This is a genomic window from Paenibacillus campinasensis, from assembly GCF_002272015.1.
GTDB lineage: Bacteria > Bacillota > Bacilli > Paenibacillales > Paenibacillaceae > Paenibacillus_AQ > Paenibacillus_AQ campinasensis.
This window is the reverse complement of record NZ_NPBY01000030.1, coordinates 39581-56548: the sequence shown is the minus strand read 5'-3', so window position 1 is coordinate 56548 and position 16968 is coordinate 39581. Positions and strand designations below refer to the sequence as shown.

The window sequence follows — 16968 nt, the reverse complement described above, 5'->3', positions numbered from 1 at the left end:
CTAGTGTGGCCTGCGTCTTATAAGTGGGCAGACCTATCTAGTCAAAGCGCTGTTTCCTTGTTATAATAAAAAGTCGTCTGCCACTGTACCAACCTGTAAAGGAGATAAAGTGGCGGTATGCTGTTTACAAGTGTGGAAGTTTACTAATAATTGAGGAATATTACGTAGTGAGGTGAATTCCTGTGCTGGACCGATTGCAATCCCTGGCGGATCGTTACGAGAAGCTGAGCGAGCTGCTGTGTGACCCTGATGTTGCAAGCGATGCAAAGAAGCTGAGGGACTATTCCAAAGAACAATCTGATCTGCAGCCTGCTTATGAGGCTTATGTTGAATATAAGAATGTTATCGAAGAGCTGGATGCCGCCAAGATGATGCTTGGCGAGAAGCTGGACGATGAAATGCGTGACATGGTCAAGATGGAGATCGAGGAACTCACCTCCCGCCAGCAGTCGCTGGAAGAGAAAATCCGGGTTCTGCTGCTGCCGAAGGATCCAAACGATGATAAAAACGTCATTGTGGAGATTCGCGGTGCTGCTGGCGGTGATGAAGCGGCTCTGTTCGCTTCCGACCTATACCGGATGTACACACGCTATGCGGATTCGCAGGGCTGGAAGGTTGAAGTGCTGGATGCCAGCATGAACGACCTCGGCGGGTTCAAGGAAGTCATCTTCATGATTAATGGCCGCGGCGCCTATAGCAAAATGAAATTCGAGAGCGGTGCCCATCGCGTGCAGCGCATTCCTACAACGGAATCGGGCGGCCGTATTCATACCTCCACCTCCACGGTAGCTGTCATGCCGGAAGCGGAGGAAGTGGACATCGAAATTCTGGATAAAGATATTCGCGTGGATACGTTCTGCTCCAGCGGAGCGGGCGGACAGTCCGTCAACACTACCAAGTCGGCGGTGCGCGTAACACATATTCCGACAGGCATCGTGGCGACGTGCCAGGATGGCAAGTCGCAGAACTCCAACAAGGAGAAGGCGCTGCAGGTATTGCGCGCCCGCATCTACGACATGATGCGCCAGGAGGAAGAAGCGAAGTATGCCGGCGAGCGCAAGAGCAAGGTGGGTACCGGGGACCGAAGCGAGCGCATTCGGACCTACAATTTCCCGCAAAGCCGGGTCACGGACCACCGGATTGGACTCACGCTGCACAAGCTGGATCAAGTGATGAACGGCGAAATCGAAGAAATCGTTTCGGCCCTGACGCTTGCGGAACAGGCGGAATCGATGGAAAAAGGAGTATAACGCTTTGGAGCGGATATCATTTGTTATGACGCCGGAGCGCAGCATAAGGGAAGCCTTTGTGGAGGCTTCTTCTTTTTTAGACAGCTGCGGTGTGCAGGAGCCCCAGCGCAATGCCCAGCTGCTCCTGGAATATGTGCTTGGCCTCACCGGTTCAGCCTACTATATGGCGCTGACGGAGCCGTTTCCGGCTGAGCGCCGCGAGCTGTGGGAGGAAGTGGTCTCCCGCAAGGGCAGCGGAGAGCCCGCCCAATATATTATGGGGGAGCAGGAGTTCTACGGGCGGGCGTTTCAAGTGACGCCGGCCGTGCTCATTCCGAGACCGGAGACGGAGCTGCTGGTCGAAGCGGTGCTGCAGCACGGGGCGAGCCTTGCTCCCCGCGATGGCGAGCGCCTTCTCGCGGCGGACATCGGCACAGGCAGCGGGGCGATTGCGGTGACGCTGACGCTTGAGGCCCCGGGATGGCAGGTGCTGGCCAGCGATATCTCGCCTGAGGCGCTCCGGGTTGCGGCCCGGAATGCCCAGCAGCTTAACGCGGCCGTGGAATTTCGGCAGGGTAACCTGCTGGAGCCATTTACGGGCATGGCGCCGGATATCGTCGTGTCCAACCCGCCGTATATTCCGGCAGAGGATATACATGGGCTTCAGCCGGAGGTGCGGGACTTCGAACCGCGAACGGCCCTCGATGGCGGCCCGGACGGCCTGGCGCCGTATCGGATTATGATGGCGCAGCTTCCGCTGCTGGCAGCGCCGCCGCGGCTGATTGCGTTCGAGCTTGGCATGGGCCAGGCCGCCGATGTAGCTAAGCTGCTGCGCCGCGCCGGTCATTGGGATGAAATTGTGACCGTACCGGACTTGGCCGGGATCGACAGGCATGTTCTGGGAATCGCCCGTTAATTGTATTCAGGGGGTTTTTCTTTTAAAATAAATGACGGTGGGTTTCACGTGCAGACATGCGCGAGCGATGGGCGGGAAGAACGAATCCCGGCCGCAGCCTCAGAGGTGCGCAATACGCATAGGTCTGGCGTGATATCTGATCTGTTCATATAACTGCAAGTGATGAACTCGGGAAGCGAAGACTTCGGGTACAGCCTTTTTGAGATGGATGAAATGCGCAGTTTCTGCAGATAATCGCCCGCCTGAACAGTCGCCGTGTTTCTTGCGAGCTTTAGATTGGGCGATACAAGCTCCTGTTTGTGATGGGCGCAATCGCAGAGGGCAAACTTTTTGGCCGTGCGCATAGTTTATGAACTGTAAGGCACAGCGGGGGCACAGCTCCGGTACGGGAGGACCGAGGTCATGTTGAATTACTTTTGGGAAAAAATAAAGAAAATCGATTATTTAATCGTGTTTGTGCTGCTCATCCTGATGGTTGTCAGTCTCACCTCCATATACAGTGTCACCAAAGACACTAAGTTGGATGGATCTCACATCTCGATGATTAAGTTTTATATTGTTGGCTTCATCGCTTTTTTTGGCATGAGTCTGGTCGATTTCCGGCTGCTTATCAAATATGCTTGGTACATTTATGGTGGCGGACTGATTACGCTCGTATTGGTTATTTTTATCGGGAAGGACCTTAACGGTGCCCAGGGATGGATCTACATCGGGACATTAAGTGTGCAGCCTGCGGAGTTGTTTAAGCTGGTGCTCATTATTTTCTTGTCCTTTGTGCTTTATCACAAAAGAAAGAAGCCGCATCTCAAGTTCTGGAGCGATGTCGTCCCGATCGGCATGATTGCCTTCTTACCGTTTGCGCTGGTGATGGTTCAGAATGACCTCGGGAATGCGCTGAGTTATTTTGTAATCCTGGTAGGGCTGTTGTGGATTGGCAATATTAAATACACCCACGCTCTCATCGGGGCCGTGGTGCTGCTCGGCGGCGCCTTCGGCGGTACGCAGGCGTATATCCACTTCCATGATGAGCTGGTGGAATCTAAACTGTTGAAATCGCACTGGATGGCTCGGCTGGATTCCTGGCTGCTCCCTGAGGAAGCGCCGTCGGATACCGTCTACCATACCCGCAATGCCAAGCTGGCGATTTCATCCGGCGGGCTGAGTGGAGCGGGCTATATGGAAGGCGGTTATGTACAGAGGAATTTCATACCGTATGCGTACTCGGATTCGATCTTTGTTCAGATCGCCGAGGAGTACGGATTTATCGGCTCCTCTGTGCTGCTCCTGCTTTATTTCATTCTGATTCATCGCATGATTCTGATTGCGCTCGAATGCAAGAACAGGGCTGGCCCCTACCTTATTGTCGGGATCATTGCCATGTTCATATACCAAATCTTCGAGAACATCGGCATGTTTATCGGTCTGATGCCGCTGACCGGGATTACCCTCCCGTTCATCAGCTATGGGGGTACGTCGTTGTTGATTAATATGGCGAGTATTGGTGTGGCGATGAGTGTGAAACTCCACGGCCAAGAGGTGGAAGAGGATATGCCGGACCCGCATGCGGTGCGGCCCGCCGCTACCCGGACGAGAGAGGCATAGCATAGCATCGATCAAACAGCTTTGTGCATGGCCACCGCGTCGGTTCGGCGGAGAGTTGTGAAACGCCGGAGGGCGTGTGCGGTTATTCAGAGTCGTCCAAGGGAGATCCCTTGGGCGATTCTTTTTTGTCTCGAATCGAGCAGGTGACGTCCACAGCATGGCCCGTACTTTCAACACGGGGCGGCAGATCCATATTCGTGTTCCGTTGGCTTTGCATGATTATCCCGTTCGATCAGGCAGCAGGGAAGAAACAAACAAAACAGACTAATCTAGCAATGAGACAAGGAAGCAGAGTAGCAGAGCAAGTAGATCAGCAGAGCAAGTAGATCAGACAAAGAAGCAGAGCAGAGAGCAAGTAGATCAGACAAAGGAGCGGAGTAAACAAAGCAAGTAGAGTGGACAAAGCAAGCAGAGTAGAAGAAAGCTAAGGTTAGATAAATAGATAAAATAGCTTGCAAAACAGACAAAGCTTACAGAATAGATAAAATATACAAAAAATGAAATCGTATACCAATCAAATACAGTAGACGAATCAGATACAGAAGATCAATCAGGTATAGTAGGTCAATCAGATACAGTAGATTAATCAGGTACAGTAGATCAATGAGATACAGTAGATTAATCAGGTACAGTAGATCAATGAGATACAGAAGATCAATCAGACACAGAAGATCAATGAGATACAGAAGATCAATCAGACACAGAAGATCAATGAGATACTGTAGATCAATCAGGTACAGTAGGTCAATCAGATACAGTAGATTAATCAGGTACAGTAGATCAATGAGATACAGCAGATCAATCAGGTATAGTAGGTCAATCAGATACAGCAGATCAATCAGGTATAGTAGGTCAATCAGATACAGTAGATTAATCAGGTACAGTAGATCAATGAGATACAATAGATCAATTAGATAAAGTACCTTTATCAGATCAAGTGGATCAATAAGATCAAGGTAAGTAGAAACAGGTGAAAGTGAAAATAATCACATTGAGTCATAGGCTGTTTTCTTTTAAGTCTGGTGCCCTGTTCAGCCGCGACCGCGAGTTCTTTCGTTGCCCTTTTTTCTGACATCTAGCGTCTTTGCGCGAGCAAATCCATGCTTTTTCTCCCCAAATGAATCCCATCCTTTCTTCCTGAACAAAAGGGATAATGGTGCAAAGGTAAAAAAACAATACTGGAATCCGCGGAACGGGGCTCCGGAAAATACTAAATAATGCTAGATTCTACGTTTATATCTTTGCCGAGCGGACATACTGGTAGCATCATAGATTAACGATGAGAGAGGCGATCAGGATGCTGGCAAATAATCAAGAGACTCTTCGTATTGTTGTTAAGAAAATCATGCTGCTATTATCCAGTATGTTCATGGTTATGATGGTGTGGGAAGGTCAAAGAATCGACGCCTCGGTGGTAGGCGGACCGATTCCGCAGGAGTCGATCCGGCTGCGCATTCTGGCTAATTCGGATAGCCCGGCTGACCAGCTTGTGAAGAGAGAAATTCGAGACGCGGTGATCGAGCAGATGCAGCTGTGGGTCATGCAGCTCGACGATCCGCAAAGCCTGGAGGAGGCCAAGGCGCTGACGCAAAAGCATCTGCCTGAGATCCACAAGCTTGTAGGAGAAGAGCTTGCCAAGCGCGGATTGAGCTATGGCTATCATGTGGAGCTCGGCGTGGTGCCGTTTCCGACCAAGATGTATGGAGGAACCATCTACCCGGCAGGAGATTATGACGCGGTTCGCATTACGCTGGGAGAGGGCCGTGGACAGAACTGGTGGTGCGTCTTGTTTCCACCGCTTTGCTTTATCGACGGGGGCAGCGGCGATGCTGCAGCTCAGCCGGCTCCAGCGGCGTCTGTCAGCACGGCTTCCGCATCGGCGGAAGCTTCAGCGTCCCCGGAGACACTGGTCCATGCGAGCGCGAGCGAACCGGAAGTGCGTTTTTTCCTGGTGGATATGTTTCTCGGATTGTGGAATTGGGTGTCGGGTTTGTTTGGATGAATGTGGGATTCCTGATGTTGATGCTTCAGTGTCGCTTGACTGGACCGTGCAAGGTATCGGTACCGGGAGACTTAGGTTTCCAAGGGCTGGAGGGAATATGGCGGGGCGGTAGGGGCGATATTTTCAATCCTGGTATGGTATGATACACTTGATCGGAAAGAGTGCTTTCTCTTGGGCGCGCCAACGTTATCTTGGGTTTGGCCGGGCTTGAAGAATCAAAGCGCTTTTTATTATGGAGCGGTAGCTTTCAGATCGAACTTTCGGATTGAATGAATATACTAGAAGGCATGGGATGTGCTCATGAATATCAATAAAGATCGGGATATGGACAACAAGGAACGCTCGCTTGCCAGGGAGGAGCTTGAACGCGGGATAGACACCCTGGTGTGGCACATCAGGTCGGTGACGGAGCAGGAGACGGGCGTGGCTGCGAGCCGTTTGACTCAATCGTTAGAGAAGGCGGCTGCGCTGCGAGTGAATCTGGAAGAAGCGGGACAAACGCTGGCGCATGGCGGAATTGTGGCGTTTCCGACCGAGACGGTATATGGGCTCGGCGCAGATGCAGGAAACACGCAGGCGGTGGAGAACGTATTCGCAGCTAAAGGCCGTCCGTCGGACAATCCGCTGATCGTGCACATTTCGGACCGGTCCCAGCTCGAAGCGCTGGTGACGGGAGTCAATGAGACGGAGCGCGCCTTGATGGACGCATTCTGGCCGGGCCCGCTGACGCTGGTGCTGCCCGTGAAGGAAGGGGCCGTCTCCCCGCGGGTGACGGCCGGGCTGGACACGGTGGCGGTCCGCATGCCGGACCATCCGGTAGCGCTGGCGCTGATCAGCGCTGCCGGATGTCCGCTCGCTGCGCCGAGCGCCAACCGCTCAGGTCGGCCGAGCCCGACGCTGGCCGAGCATGTGCTTGTGGATTTGGCCGGCCGGATTGACGGCGTGGTCGACGGCGGCCCCGCCGGGGTCGGCGTCGAGTCGACGGTGGTGCAGGCCGGCCCGGACGGTGCCGTGACGGTGCTCCGTCCCGGCGGCGTCACGGAGGAGCAGCTTGCCGCAGTGGCGGCAAGCGTGCGGCGCGACCCGGCGCTAGCGCAGGCCGGGTCGCTGGAGAGCCCGGCGCCGCGCTCGCCGGGCATGAAGTACACGCACTATGCGCCGAAGGGCGCGATGTGCGTGGTGCAGGGCCGGGACGCCGATGCCGTGGCGTCCCGCATGGCGGCCGAGCTCGAGGCAGCGGCGCGGCGCGGGGAAGTGACCGGTGTGCTGTCGTACGACGAGCACATCGGTCGCTTCCGCGCCGGCATAGCCGTCTCGCTCGGCAGTGCGGCGGCACCGGAGGAAGCCGCCCGCCGGCTGTACGCCGGGCTGCGCCGGTTCGACGATGAAGGGGTCACCTTCATCGTCGCCGAGGCATGCCCGGAGCAAGGGCTTGGCGCAGCCGTCATGAACCGGCTGCTGAAGGCGGCGGGGCATCATGTCATCCATACGGATTGAACGCCCCGCCCTGCCTCACGCCTCTGCCTGCGCCGCATATCATTAAGGCGCCGCAGGTATGGACAAGCTGCCGCTCGGGCAGCTGTCCATATGATTATTGCCCCGCGTCTTAATCTGCGCGGCGCCAGTCAAGGCACAGCCATCACGAGCGGCTGTAGGCGCAAGCCGCGTATCGGCGCATGCGTGGTTGTGCCATGGCCCGATAACGCGGGCGGGCCGCTGCAGCGCCTTTCCAGGCATCTTTTCCCCCTTGTCCGCATAAGGTGTACAAGACCACAGAACTTGGGGGAATCGGCATGCAGATGGCATCTGTCCATTCGGGACAGCTTGCGACAATACTCATGATGGCGTTTGCGCTTGGGCTTGACGCCTTTTCGCTGGGCATCGGCATGGGCATGAGAGGAATCCGGTGGAGGCATGTCTTGATGACCAGCCTGCTCATTGCCGTGTTCCACATGATTTTGCCAATGCTCGGCATGATGGCTGGCCGCTATATGGGCCTGCTGCTCGGTCAGGTGACCGGGTTGGCAGCGGGCGGGCTGCTGGCTCTGCTTGGGATGCATATGATCTACAATGCCTTCCGCGGCGGCGGACAAGTGATGAAGCCTACCGCCTGGTTCGGAATGCTGCTGTTCTCCCTCAGCGTCAGCATGGATTCGTTTTCCGTCGGCCTCTCGCTCGGGATGGTTGTCAACGATATGGTGCTGATTGCGCTCAGCTTCGGCGCCGTTGGCGGGCTGATGTCCGTGCTTGGACTGACAGTGGGACGGCAGGTAAGCGGCAGACTGAGCGAGTATGGCGAGATGCTCGGGGGCATTATTTTGTTTGTGTTTGGTTTGATGTTTATCTTTTGATAGAATACTGGGTAATAGATACTTCGGGAGGTGGGGGTCGTGAAACATATTTTATTCGTCTGCACCGGGAATACGTGCCGTAGTCCCATGGCCGAAGGGTTGCTGCGCAAGCTGGCCAAGCAGCGTGGAATCGAGCTTGAGGTTCGCTCTGCCGGCGTTGCGGCGGTAGAAGGGATGCCGATATCACGGCATGCGGAATCGGTGCTGAAGGACCAGGATATTCACGATCAATTCTATTCCAAGTCGCTCACGGGCGAACTGGTTAATTGGGCGGACTTGGTGCTCACGTTAACGCAGTCCCATAAGCAGTATGCGATCCGCCAGTTCCCTGATGCTGCGGACAAGACTTATACCCTTAAGGAATATGTGGAAAATGACGAGCGGGTGCTCGGCGATCTGAAGGAACAGGACAGCCTGTACGTGTCGATGGAGCTTGCCAAATCGCTGGGCAATGACATCAGCGACGCGGACAGGGAGCGGCTGATCGAGCTGCGGCAGCGCATACCGAGCTTTGACATCTCCGATCCGTTCGGCGGATCCCGAGAAGAGTATGAAGCGACAGCTGCGGAAATCCGCACCGCTTTATTCCGGCTGCTGGACAAGCTGGCGTCCTCGGACCAGAATCGGGCTTGATCCGATCATCGGATGTTCGTCTCATCCTGCGTTCTCATCAGGCCCTACATTTTTTTGTTTATTGTTAAAGATGCGTGATGGTGGCGGTGAGGTTTATTTGGGGCCTTATTTATGAAATGTTGTCAGGTGCCTGAGGCGCGAAAGCAGTCTGGTTTATCATCAGGGCATCCGCAAATGGCGCTTGCCTTTCATCTGCAATTGCTTTAAGATGAAGGGGAACCTAAAGATCCGGTGTAACTGGCGACGAAGTGGATGAAACCACGATGGAGCATCGGATGATACGGCCGGTCGCCTGGGCAAAGAGCATTTAGTACACTATCGGTGTGCTGACTGCTCTTTTTTCGTCTTTTGCGCGGAAATTGCGGTATAATGAAACAAGCTTAGTCGCAAAAGCGAACATGAATGAGGGGGTTATTCATAGATGAAGGTAGCACTCGGAACAGATCATGCTGGGATTCGCTTGAGAGAGGAAATTGCCAGCGTCATTACCGGTCTCGGGCATGAGGTCATCGATCTCGGATGCGGCTGCACGGATTCCGTCGATTATCCGGACTACGCGCTTCCGGTCTGCGAGAAAGTCGTATCGGGCGAGGCGGATCGGGGGATATTGATATGCGGAACAGGAATTGGCATGAGCATTGCTGCCAACAAAGTGCCTGGCATCCGGTGCGCATTGACGCATGACGTATTCTCCGCCAAGGCGACCCGCGAGCATAATGACAGCAATGTGCTGGCGCTCGGGGAGCGAGTCATCGGTCCGGGTCTGGCAGCAGAGATCGTCACCGCCTGGCTGACTACGGAATTCAGTCATGGCGAGCGTCATGTGGGCCGTGTTGACAAGATCAAGGCGATTGAAGAGCGGTATTTGAAGCGTTAATCGTCCGGTGACGGAATCGAGCAGGGCGCTGAATCGCATCCCTTATAGGTTTGGGGGCTTGTGCGCAGCTGCTTGTCCGGCAGATCAGCGGTATGAAAGGAGACGATCGACTTGAGTACATCTTCGAACATTTCTTTCAGCGAACAGACAGCGGCCATCGTCCGGGAATTGGCCGAGGCGGCGAAGCTGGGTCCGGGCAAAGTGCTGGTGGTCGGTGCGAGCACCAGCGAGGTGGCTGGTCGGCGAATCGGCACCGGCGGTGCGGTGGAGACGGCGGAGGCACTGTATCAGGGCATCGCGGAAGTCCAGGCGGCGTTCGGTTTCGCAGTGGCCTTTCAATGCTGCGAGCATCTGAACCGGGCGCTGGTCATGGAGCGTGAGCTGCTGGAGACGCTGGGCCTGAATGAAGTGGCTGCGGTGCCGGTTCCCGGAGCTGGCGGCTCAATGGCGGCCTACGCCTACCGGAAGCTGAACGATCCTTGTCTCGCGGAGCGGATGGAGGCCCATGCGGGCATCGATATCGGCGAAACCTTGATCGGCATGCATCTGCGGAGTGTGGCGGTGCCCTTCCGCCCGAGTCTGAGGTATATCGGCGAGGCGCGTGTGAACGCGGCCTATTCCCGGCCGAAGCTGATCGGCGGCCAGCGGGCGGTGTACCAACTGGAGTCTGAGGGCGGCTCGGCCCTGTGTGATTAATTCGATGAGACGCTTGGTGTACAGCTGCGCCTGACATAAGGTGCGGACACAATAATCTACAATATGGGAGGATTCGAATCATGATGGAACACTTGCGGAAGAATGACCCAGCGGTGCTGGAAGCGATGGACCTGGAGCTGAAGCGTCAGCGCAGCAATATCGAGCTGATTGCCTCGGAGAACATTGTCAGCGAGGCGGTTATGGAAGCGATGGGCTCGGTGCTGACCAATAAATATGCGGAAGGGTATCCTGGCAAACGCTATTACGGCGGATGCGAGCGCGTGGATATCGTGGAGGATATTGCGCGCGATCGTGCCAAGCAATTGTTCGGTGCGGATCATGCCAACGTGCAGCCGCATTCCGGAGCTCAGGCCAATATGGCGGTATATCTGGCGGCGCTTAATCCAGGCGATACCGTGCTCGGGATGAATCTGGCCCACGGCGGTCACCTGACTCACGGCAGCCCTGTGAACGCATCGGGTGTGCTGTACAATTTCGTGGCTTATGGCGTGCAAGAGGATACGTTCCTCATCGATTATGATGAAGTGCGCAAAGCGGCTTTCAAGCACCGTCCGCGCCTGATTGTTGCCGGAGCGAGCGCATACCCGCGCATTATTGATTTTGAAGCGCTGGCTTCCATCGCGAATGACGTGGGTGCCCTGTTCATGGTTGACATGGCTCATATTGCAGGTCTGGTAGCTGCAGGTGTTCATCCAAGCCCGGTTCCTCATGCCCATTTTGTAACAACGACCACTCATAAAACGCTTCGCGGCCCGCGCGGCGGCATGATTCTGTGCAAACAGCCTTGGGCGCAGGCGATTGATAAAGCGGTGTTCCCGGGAAGCCAGGGCGGTCCGCTCATGCATGTCATTGCATCCAAAGCGGTTGCTCTCGGCGAGGCGCTGTCCCCGTCCTTCAAGACCTATGCCGAGCAAGTGGTGAAGAATGCCAAAGTGCTGGCTGACACGCTCACGGAGGAAGGTCTGAACATCGTCTCCGGCGGCACGGATAACCATCTGATGCTTGTGGATACCCGCAACCTGGACATCACAGGCAAGGATGCGGAGAAGGTGCTGGATTCCGTTGGCATCACCGTCAACAAGAACGCCATTCCGTTTGACCCGACAAGCCCGTTTGTCACAAGCGGCATCCGGATCGGTACGCCAGCGGTCACTTCGCGCGGCATGGACGAGAAGGCGATGGCTGCGATCGGCAAAATCATTGCTATGACGCTCAGAGCGCCGAAGGATGAAGCTACGCTTGAGAAAGCGAGCAAGATGGTTGCGGAGCTGACCGAGCAATATCCATTGTATGCGGACATGAAATATTAATTATACACCGGTCAATATAGAATCGAATGAGGCCCCATCTTCCCGTTTGGGAAGATGGGGCTGTTTTTATGCGGAAAATAGCTGGAGAATCGCGGATATGTGGATGAGCTGCATATCGTTCTCTTATATCCCAACATATACTGCAAGAATGAAAGGGGGACAGACCAAAAATCAGCAAGGCCAATGCATAGGTGCGCCCTGGCATCATTCTGCTGAGATCTGGAAATCCTAGTAAGGAAGCCCGGCCTGGCTGCCGCCCTCCGCAGCCTTTGGCGAACGATGAAGAAACATGACTTGTGCAGGTGTAAAATCGCGAATGGGAATGATATAATAGACAAGATTTATGGAGCTTACGCTGTTTTTTGCCCATATTTGATGAGGATTAAGCAAATCCTGTAATAACATTTGGATTAAACCGGAGGGACCTGAAATGGGAAAATTGGTGATATGTGATCACCCATTGATTCAACACAAACTGACTTTTATACGCGATATGCGCACCAACACGAAGGATTTTCGTGAACTGGTTGATGAAGTCGCCACTCTGATGGCTTACGAGATTACGAGGGAGGTTCCTCTTGAGACGATATCGGTACAGACGCCGGTAGCCGAAACGGAAGGCAAGGTCATTTCAGGAAGAATGCTGGGCTTGATCCCGATTCTCCGCGCGGGTCTTGGCATGCTTGACGGCGTTGTGAAGCTTCTTCCAGCGGCCAAAGTCGGACATGTCGGGCTGTTCCGCGATCCCGAAACCCTTAAGCCGGTTGAATATTACACCAAACTGCCAACCGATGTGACCGAGCGCGAGCTGATTGTGATCGATCCGATGCTGGCGACCGGCGGCTCTGCGATTGCGGCGATCGACGTGCTGAAGAAGCGGGGCTGCACCCAGATCAAGATGATGAATCTTGTAGCCGCGCCGGAAGGCGTTAAGGCGGTGCATGATGCGCATCCGGATGTGGATATCTATGTTGCTGCGCTGGACGAGGGACTGAACGATCACGGTTATATCGTACCGGGTCTCGGCGATGCCGGAGACCGCCTGTACGGCACGAAGTAGATAATGATAATGACCAATGGCCTGGAATATACGCTTAGAGTAGAACCAGGCCTAGCATGTATACAGAGGGGGAAATCGAAGCATGTCAAAGATAAAAGTAATGACGATCTTCGGCGTTCGTCCGGAAGCGATCAAAATGGCGCCGCTCATTCTCGAGCTGCAGCGTCACCCGGAGCATATTGAATCCATCGTGTGTGTGACCGCCCAGCATCGGCAGATGCTTGATCAGGTACTGGACGTATTCAAGATTGTGCCGGACTACGATTTGGACGTGATGAAGGACCGTCAGACGCTGAATGAGATCACCGTTCGCGTTCTGGAGGGCCTGGAGCCGGTTCTGAAGGAAGCGAAGCCGGATATTGTACTTGTCCACGGTGACACGCTCACGACGTTCCTGGCAAGCTATGCCGCGTTCCTGCAGCAAATTCAAGTCGGGCATGTGGAGGCCGGCCTCAGAACGTGGAACAAGCTGTCTCCTTATCCGGAAGAGATGAACCGCCAGCTCACGGGCGTGCTGGCCGATATTCATTTCGCGCCAACCGAATGGTCTGCTGGCAATCTTCGTAAAGAGAACAAGAAAGAGTCAAGCATTTACATCACAGGCAATACGGTGACGGATGTGTTTCAATATACCGTACGGCAGGACTATACCCACCCTGTTCTGGAATGGGCCGCAGGGAAACGGCTTGTGCTGATGACCGCTCATCGCCGGGAATCCCAAGGGGAGCCGCACCGCAACATTTTCCGGGCGATCAAGCGGATTGCCGACGAGTTTGAGGATATCGCTATTGTGTATCCGGTCCATCCGAGCCCTGCGGTGAAGGAGCCCGCACATGAGATTTTGGGCGGCCACCCGCGCATCAAGCTAATCGAGCCGCTGGACGTTGTGGATTTCCATAACATCTATGCGCACACCCATCTGATTGTCACGGATTCCGGCGGAATGCAGGAGGAGGCGCCTTCATTCGGCGTGCCGGTTCTGGTGCTGCGTGACACGACTGAGCGTCCGGAAGGCATCGATGCCGGCACGCTGGAGCTGGTGGGTACGAATGAGGAGGATGTCTATGGACGTACGAAGGCATTGCTGAGCGATCAGGAGCTGTACAACGCGATGAGCAAGGCAGCGAACCCTTACGGCGATGGACGCGCTTCCGAACGAATTGTCAATGCGATTTTGCACCATTTCGGGGTTCGAAAGGATCGTCCGGAAGAATTTCACAGAATGTTCACAAAGTAATTATTGGCTGCATTCTGACCGCAAAGTTGACAGCATACAGTTGAACTGTACGGTTATTGCGGCGTTTTATGTAGTTCCGGCTGCATAAAACGCCTGTTTTTCACCATAAATCCGGCAAATCGATTCATTGACAAACGCTTGTTATGTTAAGTAAAATGAGTTGGGATTAGAGGTTCATATGAAAAATCCGAGAAGTCAAGATAGCCCTTGGTTGATAGCGCTCTATATTAGCGGGGCCGGTGGCATGCTGGCCGCTTACATTGTTGTCGGTTTTTTTGTCGGCAGATGGCTGATGCTGCAGTTGGACGGGCCCAGAGCTTGGCTCGCTGTTGGAACCGTGACGGGACTGTTTTTGGGGATTTTGAATATCGCTCTTCTCATTAAAAAGTTTCTTGGGGGCACAAAGTGAATGATTTGACGACATCCATTGTGAATGCCGTAACCAGGACTGTGCTGCTGTGCTTATCCGCCTTCCTGTTGGGATGGGCGCTGTACCCGAATCTACAGTCGGTATTTGCCGGTCTGACTCTCGGGGTCGTTGGCGGCCTGTTCAATGTCCGCTACCTGTCCGTCAAGATCAGACAGATTGCTGACATGGCTGTGAACCAGGATCACAGAAGGCTGGGCTTTGGATTTGTCACAAGACTTTGTATTGCTTTCTTGGTTGTAATGCTTGCTGCCAGACTGGACCAGGTGTCTCTGGGTGCAACTATTGCAGGGCTGTTTATCCCCCAGTTGTTGACCATTCCAGTCAGCATTATTGTTAGCTTGAGGAACAAGAAATGATCAGCGCTAATTGGAAAGGGGTGAATACAATTTCATGCATGAATCACCGATCATAAAATTTGGCGGATTCCATCTCGATCTGTCGGCCGTCATAATGCTGTTTGTAACATGTACCATCGTGTTTGTGTTAGTGCGGCTGGCCGTTCGTAATCTATCTGTCGAAAACCCTTCCAAATTGCAGAACTTTATGGAGTGGGTCGTGGAATTTGTGCAAGGCATCGTAGCGAGTGCTATGGATTTGAAGAAGGGGAAGGGGTACATATCGCTTGGTCTAACCTTGATCCTGTTTATCTTCGTAGCTAACCTGCTAGGGTTGCCATTTGCCATCATCACGGACTTGCCTGCGAACTTCGAAGTGTTTGGCAAGACGATTGAAGCAACAAGGAATCTTCATGACGGCTATATGGCCCACGTTCTCTGGTGGAAATCGCCGACAGCGGACATCTCGATTACAGCAGGGCTTGCGATCATCGTCTTTATTCTGATGAACTATCTCGGATTGAAGCTGAACCGCAAGCATTACCTGAAGCACTATCTGGAGCCGTTTCCGATTTTCCTGCCGCTGAACATCATCGAGAACCTGGCGAAGCCGGTCGCGCTGGCCATCCGTTTGTTTGCAAACATCTTTGCCGGTGAGGTGCTCATTACGGTGATTTTGAAAATGGGGATCCTCGGGATTCCGTTCCTGGCTGTATGGCAAGGGTTCAGTATCTTTGTCGGTGCCCTTCAGGCCTTCATTTTCACAATTCTGACGATGGTTTACATCGCACAGACTACGATTCACGAAGAAGCAGCACATTAATAAACTCCAACGGATTACCTGATCTTTTATCGGTACTTCGAAAGAGATATATTATAGTAACTATAATTTTGTAAATGTATAAGGAGGATATTTATCAATGGAATTTTTAGCAGCAGCTATTGCAGTAGGTTTGGGCGCACTTGGCGCAGGTTTGGGTAACGGTATGATCGTGAGCAGAACAGTAGAATCCATCGCTCGTCAGCCAGAGGCTCGTGGTCCGCTTCAAACAACGATGTTTATCGGTGTTGGTATCGTCGAGGTAGTACCACTCGCTGCTACCGTTATTGCTTTCTTGATCATGTTTTCTTAATAAATATACAACGGTTTGGCGGGGAGGGCCGATGCCATCCGCGCCTTCGTTTTGTTAAGAACAGTACGCGCATTAACGGAAAGGAGTGAGCTTAATCCATGGAGGTACTTTGGGAGAATATTTTAATCTCGATCGTAGCATTTGCCATCCTATACTTTCTGCTTCACAAATATGCGTTCAGCAAATTGTTCGCCATTATGGAGCAGCGCCGTGAACTGGTGATGAATCAGATGAATGAGGCCGCGGAGACGCGTAAGCAGGCGGCATTGTATGTCGAAGAGCAGAAGAAGGCGCTGGATCAGGCTCGGCAGGAGGCTCACGAAATTATCGAGCGTTCGAGACAGACCAGCAACAAGCAGGCTGAGCAGCTTATCGAGCAAGCTAAGGAAGAAACGGTTCGCTTGAAAGCCGAAGCCGTTCGCGATATTGAGAATGAGAAGAACAAAGCGGTTGAAGAACTCCGCGGCGAGCTTGGCAGCGTATCTGTGAAGATCGCATCCAAGCTGATCGAACGCGAAGTGAAAACCGATGAGGCCCAGGAACAGTTGGTCGACCAATACCTTAAAGAGGTAGGAGGCAGATCATGAGCCAAAATACAGTAGCAGCCAAGCGGTATGCGCGAGCGCTGTTCGAAGTGGCGGCTCAGCAGCAGAAGGGGCTGAAAGTAGAAGAGGAATTGCGGGCGATCGTCTCTGCCATCGAGGGAGATGGCGACATCCAGAAATTCATCGCTACTCCGAATATTCCCCAGTCCGTGAAGGTAAACGTTCTTAAGCAGGCACTGGAGGGCAAAGTATCCCAACCGGTGCTGAGCACACTGGAACTGCTTCTGGACAAAGGGCGCACGGAATTGTTCGCCGAATTATTGAACAGCTATGTGAAGATTCAGGGTGAAGCTCTTGGATTCGCGGATGCTGTCGTATATTCGACCTACCCGCTCAATGATTCGGAGAAGGAACAGGTGGCTGCCGAATTCGGAACGGTCGCGAACAAGAAAATCCGCGTGAACAACGTTGTTGACAAAGGCTTGCTCGGCGGACTGAAAGTGGTTATCGGCGACAAGCTGTACGACGGCAGTCTCGCAGGGAAGCTGGAACGTCTTGAAAAGTCTTTTAATAGACGAGCAAAGTAGATAG

General features: G+C 53.6%; 20 protein-coding genes and 1 riboswitch. Of the genes, 18 read left to right on the top strand and 2 right to left on the bottom strand.

Going from position 1 to position 16968, the window contains the following annotated elements:
- Positions 1-182: 182 nt before the first annotated feature.
- From prfA to CHH67_RS09590, 3 genes are all read left to right on the top strand, one after another.
- Complete coding sequence (prfA, locus tag CHH67_RS09600) at positions 183-1250, top strand: peptide chain release factor 1 (protein ID WP_095264950.1); 1068 nt, start codon at positions 183-185, stop codon at positions 1248-1250.
- 25 nt (positions 1251-1275) lie between these two features.
- A complete protein-coding gene (prmC, locus tag CHH67_RS09595; RefSeq protein ID WP_179292093.1) occupies positions 1276-2145 on the top strand; it encodes a peptide chain release factor N(5)-glutamine methyltransferase in 870 nt (289 codons plus the stop codon).
- Between the two features lie 402 nt (positions 2146-2547).
- The gene (locus tag CHH67_RS09590; RefSeq protein WP_095264948.1) at positions 2548-3747 is read left to right on the top strand and encodes an FtsW/RodA/SpoVE family cell cycle protein; all 1200 of its coding nucleotides are present in this window, start codon (positions 2548-2550) and stop codon (positions 3745-3747) included.
- Positions 3748-4217: 470 nt separating this feature from the next.
- Here CHH67_RS09590 and CHH67_RS09585 read toward each other — a convergent pair whose 3' ends face one another.
- A complete protein-coding gene (locus tag CHH67_RS09585; RefSeq protein WP_095264947.1) occupies positions 4218-4649 on the bottom strand; it encodes a hypothetical protein in 432 nt (143 codons plus the stop codon).
- A 395-nt stretch (positions 4650-5044) separates the two neighbouring features.
- Between CHH67_RS09585 and spoIIR the strand changes: the two genes are divergently transcribed.
- On the top strand, positions 5045-5749 hold the full coding sequence (gene spoIIR, locus CHH67_RS09580) for a stage II sporulation protein R (protein ID WP_179292087.1): 705 nt from the start codon (positions 5045-5047) through the stop codon (positions 5747-5749).
- 300 nt (positions 5750-6049) lie between these two features.
- A complete protein-coding gene (locus tag CHH67_RS09575; RefSeq protein ID WP_244908139.1) occupies positions 6050-7246 on the top strand; it encodes an L-threonylcarbamoyladenylate synthase in 1197 nt (398 codons plus the stop codon).
- A 42-nt stretch (positions 7247-7288) separates the two neighbouring features.
- Here CHH67_RS09575 and CHH67_RS25945 read toward each other — a convergent pair whose 3' ends face one another.
- Positions 7289-7486: a hypothetical protein gene (locus tag CHH67_RS25945; RefSeq protein WP_141235841.1), complete on the bottom strand. Its 198-nt coding sequence runs from the start codon at positions 7484-7486 to the stop codon at positions 7289-7291.
- 56 nt (positions 7487-7542) lie between these two features.
- On the opposite strand from CHH67_RS25945, the gene CHH67_RS09570 reads away from it, so the two are divergent.
- The 13 genes from CHH67_RS09570 (at position 7543) to CHH67_RS09510 (ending at position 16964) form a co-directional block, all read left to right on the top strand.
- Positions 7543-8100, top strand: a complete 558-nt coding sequence (locus tag CHH67_RS09570; RefSeq protein ID WP_095264946.1) for a manganese efflux pump MntP — start codon at positions 7543-7545, stop codon at positions 8098-8100.
- 39 nt (positions 8101-8139) lie between these two features.
- Positions 8140-8733 carry a low molecular weight protein arginine phosphatase gene (locus CHH67_RS09565; RefSeq protein WP_095264945.1) on the top strand — a complete coding sequence of 198 codons (594 nt, stop codon included), beginning with the start codon at positions 8140-8142 and terminating at the stop codon, positions 8731-8733.
- Between the two features lie 223 nt (positions 8734-8956).
- A riboswitch (ZMP/ZTP riboswitch) is annotated at positions 8957-9038 on the top strand.
- 116 nt (positions 9039-9154) lie between these two features.
- Positions 9155-9610 (top strand): ribose 5-phosphate isomerase B, encoded by a 456-nt coding sequence (rpiB, locus tag CHH67_RS09560; protein ID WP_095264944.1) that lies wholly within the window; start codon positions 9155-9157, stop codon positions 9608-9610.
- 111 nt (positions 9611-9721) lie between these two features.
- A complete protein-coding gene (locus tag CHH67_RS09555) occupies positions 9722-10306 on the top strand; it encodes a TIGR01440 family protein (protein ID WP_095264943.1) in 585 nt (194 codons plus the stop codon).
- An 80-nt stretch (positions 10307-10386) separates the two neighbouring features.
- Positions 10387-11637, top strand: a complete 1251-nt coding sequence (locus CHH67_RS09550; protein WP_095264942.1) for a serine hydroxymethyltransferase — start codon at positions 10387-10389, stop codon at positions 11635-11637.
- 430 nt (positions 11638-12067) lie between these two features.
- Positions 12068-12697 (top strand): uracil phosphoribosyltransferase, encoded by a 630-nt coding sequence (gene upp, locus CHH67_RS09545; protein ID WP_095264941.1) that lies wholly within the window; start codon positions 12068-12070, stop codon positions 12695-12697.
- An 82-nt stretch (positions 12698-12779) separates the two neighbouring features.
- The gene (wecB, locus tag CHH67_RS09540; protein ID WP_095264940.1) at positions 12780-13934 is read left to right on the top strand and encodes a non-hydrolyzing UDP-N-acetylglucosamine 2-epimerase; all 1155 of its coding nucleotides are present in this window, start codon (positions 12780-12782) and stop codon (positions 13932-13934) included.
- A gap of 178 nt (positions 13935-14112) precedes the next feature.
- On the top strand, positions 14113-14343 hold the full coding sequence (locus CHH67_RS09535; protein ID WP_095264939.1) for an AtpZ/AtpI family protein: 231 nt from the start codon (positions 14113-14115) through the stop codon (positions 14341-14343).
- Positions 14340-14720 carry an ATP synthase subunit I gene (locus CHH67_RS09530; RefSeq protein ID WP_095264938.1) on the top strand — a complete coding sequence of 127 codons (381 nt, stop codon included), beginning with the start codon at positions 14340-14342 and terminating at the stop codon, positions 14718-14720. The genes CHH67_RS09535 and CHH67_RS09530 overlap by 4 nt, the downstream gene beginning before the upstream one ends.
- A gap of 34 nt (positions 14721-14754) precedes the next feature.
- On the top strand, positions 14755-15522 hold the full coding sequence (gene atpB / locus CHH67_RS09525) for a F0F1 ATP synthase subunit A (RefSeq protein WP_095264937.1): 768 nt from the start codon (positions 14755-14757) through the stop codon (positions 15520-15522).
- A gap of 97 nt (positions 15523-15619) precedes the next feature.
- A complete protein-coding gene (atpE, locus tag CHH67_RS09520) occupies positions 15620-15832 on the top strand; it encodes a F0F1 ATP synthase subunit C (RefSeq protein ID WP_006213098.1) in 213 nt (70 codons plus the stop codon).
- Between the two features lie 98 nt (positions 15833-15930).
- Complete coding sequence (gene atpF, locus CHH67_RS09515) at positions 15931-16419, top strand: F0F1 ATP synthase subunit B (protein WP_095264936.1); 489 nt, start codon at positions 15931-15933, stop codon at positions 16417-16419.
- On the top strand, positions 16416-16964 hold the full coding sequence (locus CHH67_RS09510; RefSeq protein WP_095264935.1) for a F0F1 ATP synthase subunit delta: 549 nt from the start codon (positions 16416-16418) through the stop codon (positions 16962-16964). Before atpF ends, CHH67_RS09510 begins: the two co-directional genes overlap by 4 nt.
- The last annotated feature ends 4 nt before the right edge of the window (positions 16965-16968 follow it).

Excerpts from the sequence above, each read along its gene's own strand:
- spoIIR (WP_179292087.1), top strand. The coding sequence starts at position 5,045 with ATGCTGGCAAATAATCAAGAGACTCTTCGTATTGTTGTTAAGAAAATC.
- wecB (WP_095264940.1), top strand. The coding sequence starts at position 12,780 with ATGTCAAAGATAAAAGTAATGACGATCTTCGGCGTTCGTCCGGAAGCG.
- CHH67_RS09510 (WP_095264935.1), top strand. The coding sequence starts at position 16,416 with ATGAGCCAAAATACAGTAGCAGCCAAGCGGTATGCGCGAGCGCTGTTC.
- prmC (WP_179292093.1), top strand. The coding sequence starts at position 1,276 with ATGACGCCGGAGCGCAGCATAAGGGAAGCCTTTGTGGAGGCTTCTTCT.
- CHH67_RS09590 (WP_095264948.1), top strand. The coding sequence starts at position 2,548 with ATGTTGAATTACTTTTGGGAAAAAATAAAGAAAATCGATTATTTAATC.
- rpiB (WP_095264944.1), top strand. The coding sequence starts at position 9,155 with ATGAAGGTAGCACTCGGAACAGATCATGCTGGGATTCGCTTGAGAGAG.
- atpE (WP_006213098.1), top strand. The coding sequence starts at position 15,620 with ATGGAATTTTTAGCAGCAGCTATTGCAGTAGGTTTGGGCGCACTTGGC.
- atpB (WP_095264937.1), top strand. The coding sequence starts at position 14,755 with ATGCATGAATCACCGATCATAAAATTTGGCGGATTCCATCTCGATCTG.
- CHH67_RS09570 (WP_095264946.1), top strand. The coding sequence starts at position 7,543 with ATGCAGATGGCATCTGTCCATTCGGGACAGCTTGCGACAATACTCATG.
- CHH67_RS09575 (WP_244908139.1), top strand. The coding sequence starts at position 6,050 with ATGAATATCAATAAAGATCGGGATATGGACAACAAGGAACGCTCGCTT.
- atpF (WP_095264936.1), top strand. The coding sequence starts at position 15,931 with ATGGAGGTACTTTGGGAGAATATTTTAATCTCGATCGTAGCATTTGCC.
- CHH67_RS25945 (WP_141235841.1), bottom strand. The coding sequence starts at position 7,486 with ATGCCTGGAAAGGCGCTGCAGCGGCCCGCCCGCGTTATCGGGCCATGG.
- upp (WP_095264941.1), top strand. The coding sequence starts at position 12,068 with ATGGGAAAATTGGTGATATGTGATCACCCATTGATTCAACACAAACTG.
- CHH67_RS09550 (WP_095264942.1), top strand. The coding sequence starts at position 10,387 with ATGATGGAACACTTGCGGAAGAATGACCCAGCGGTGCTGGAAGCGATG.
- CHH67_RS09535 (WP_095264939.1), top strand. The coding sequence starts at position 14,113 with ATGAAAAATCCGAGAAGTCAAGATAGCCCTTGGTTGATAGCGCTCTAT.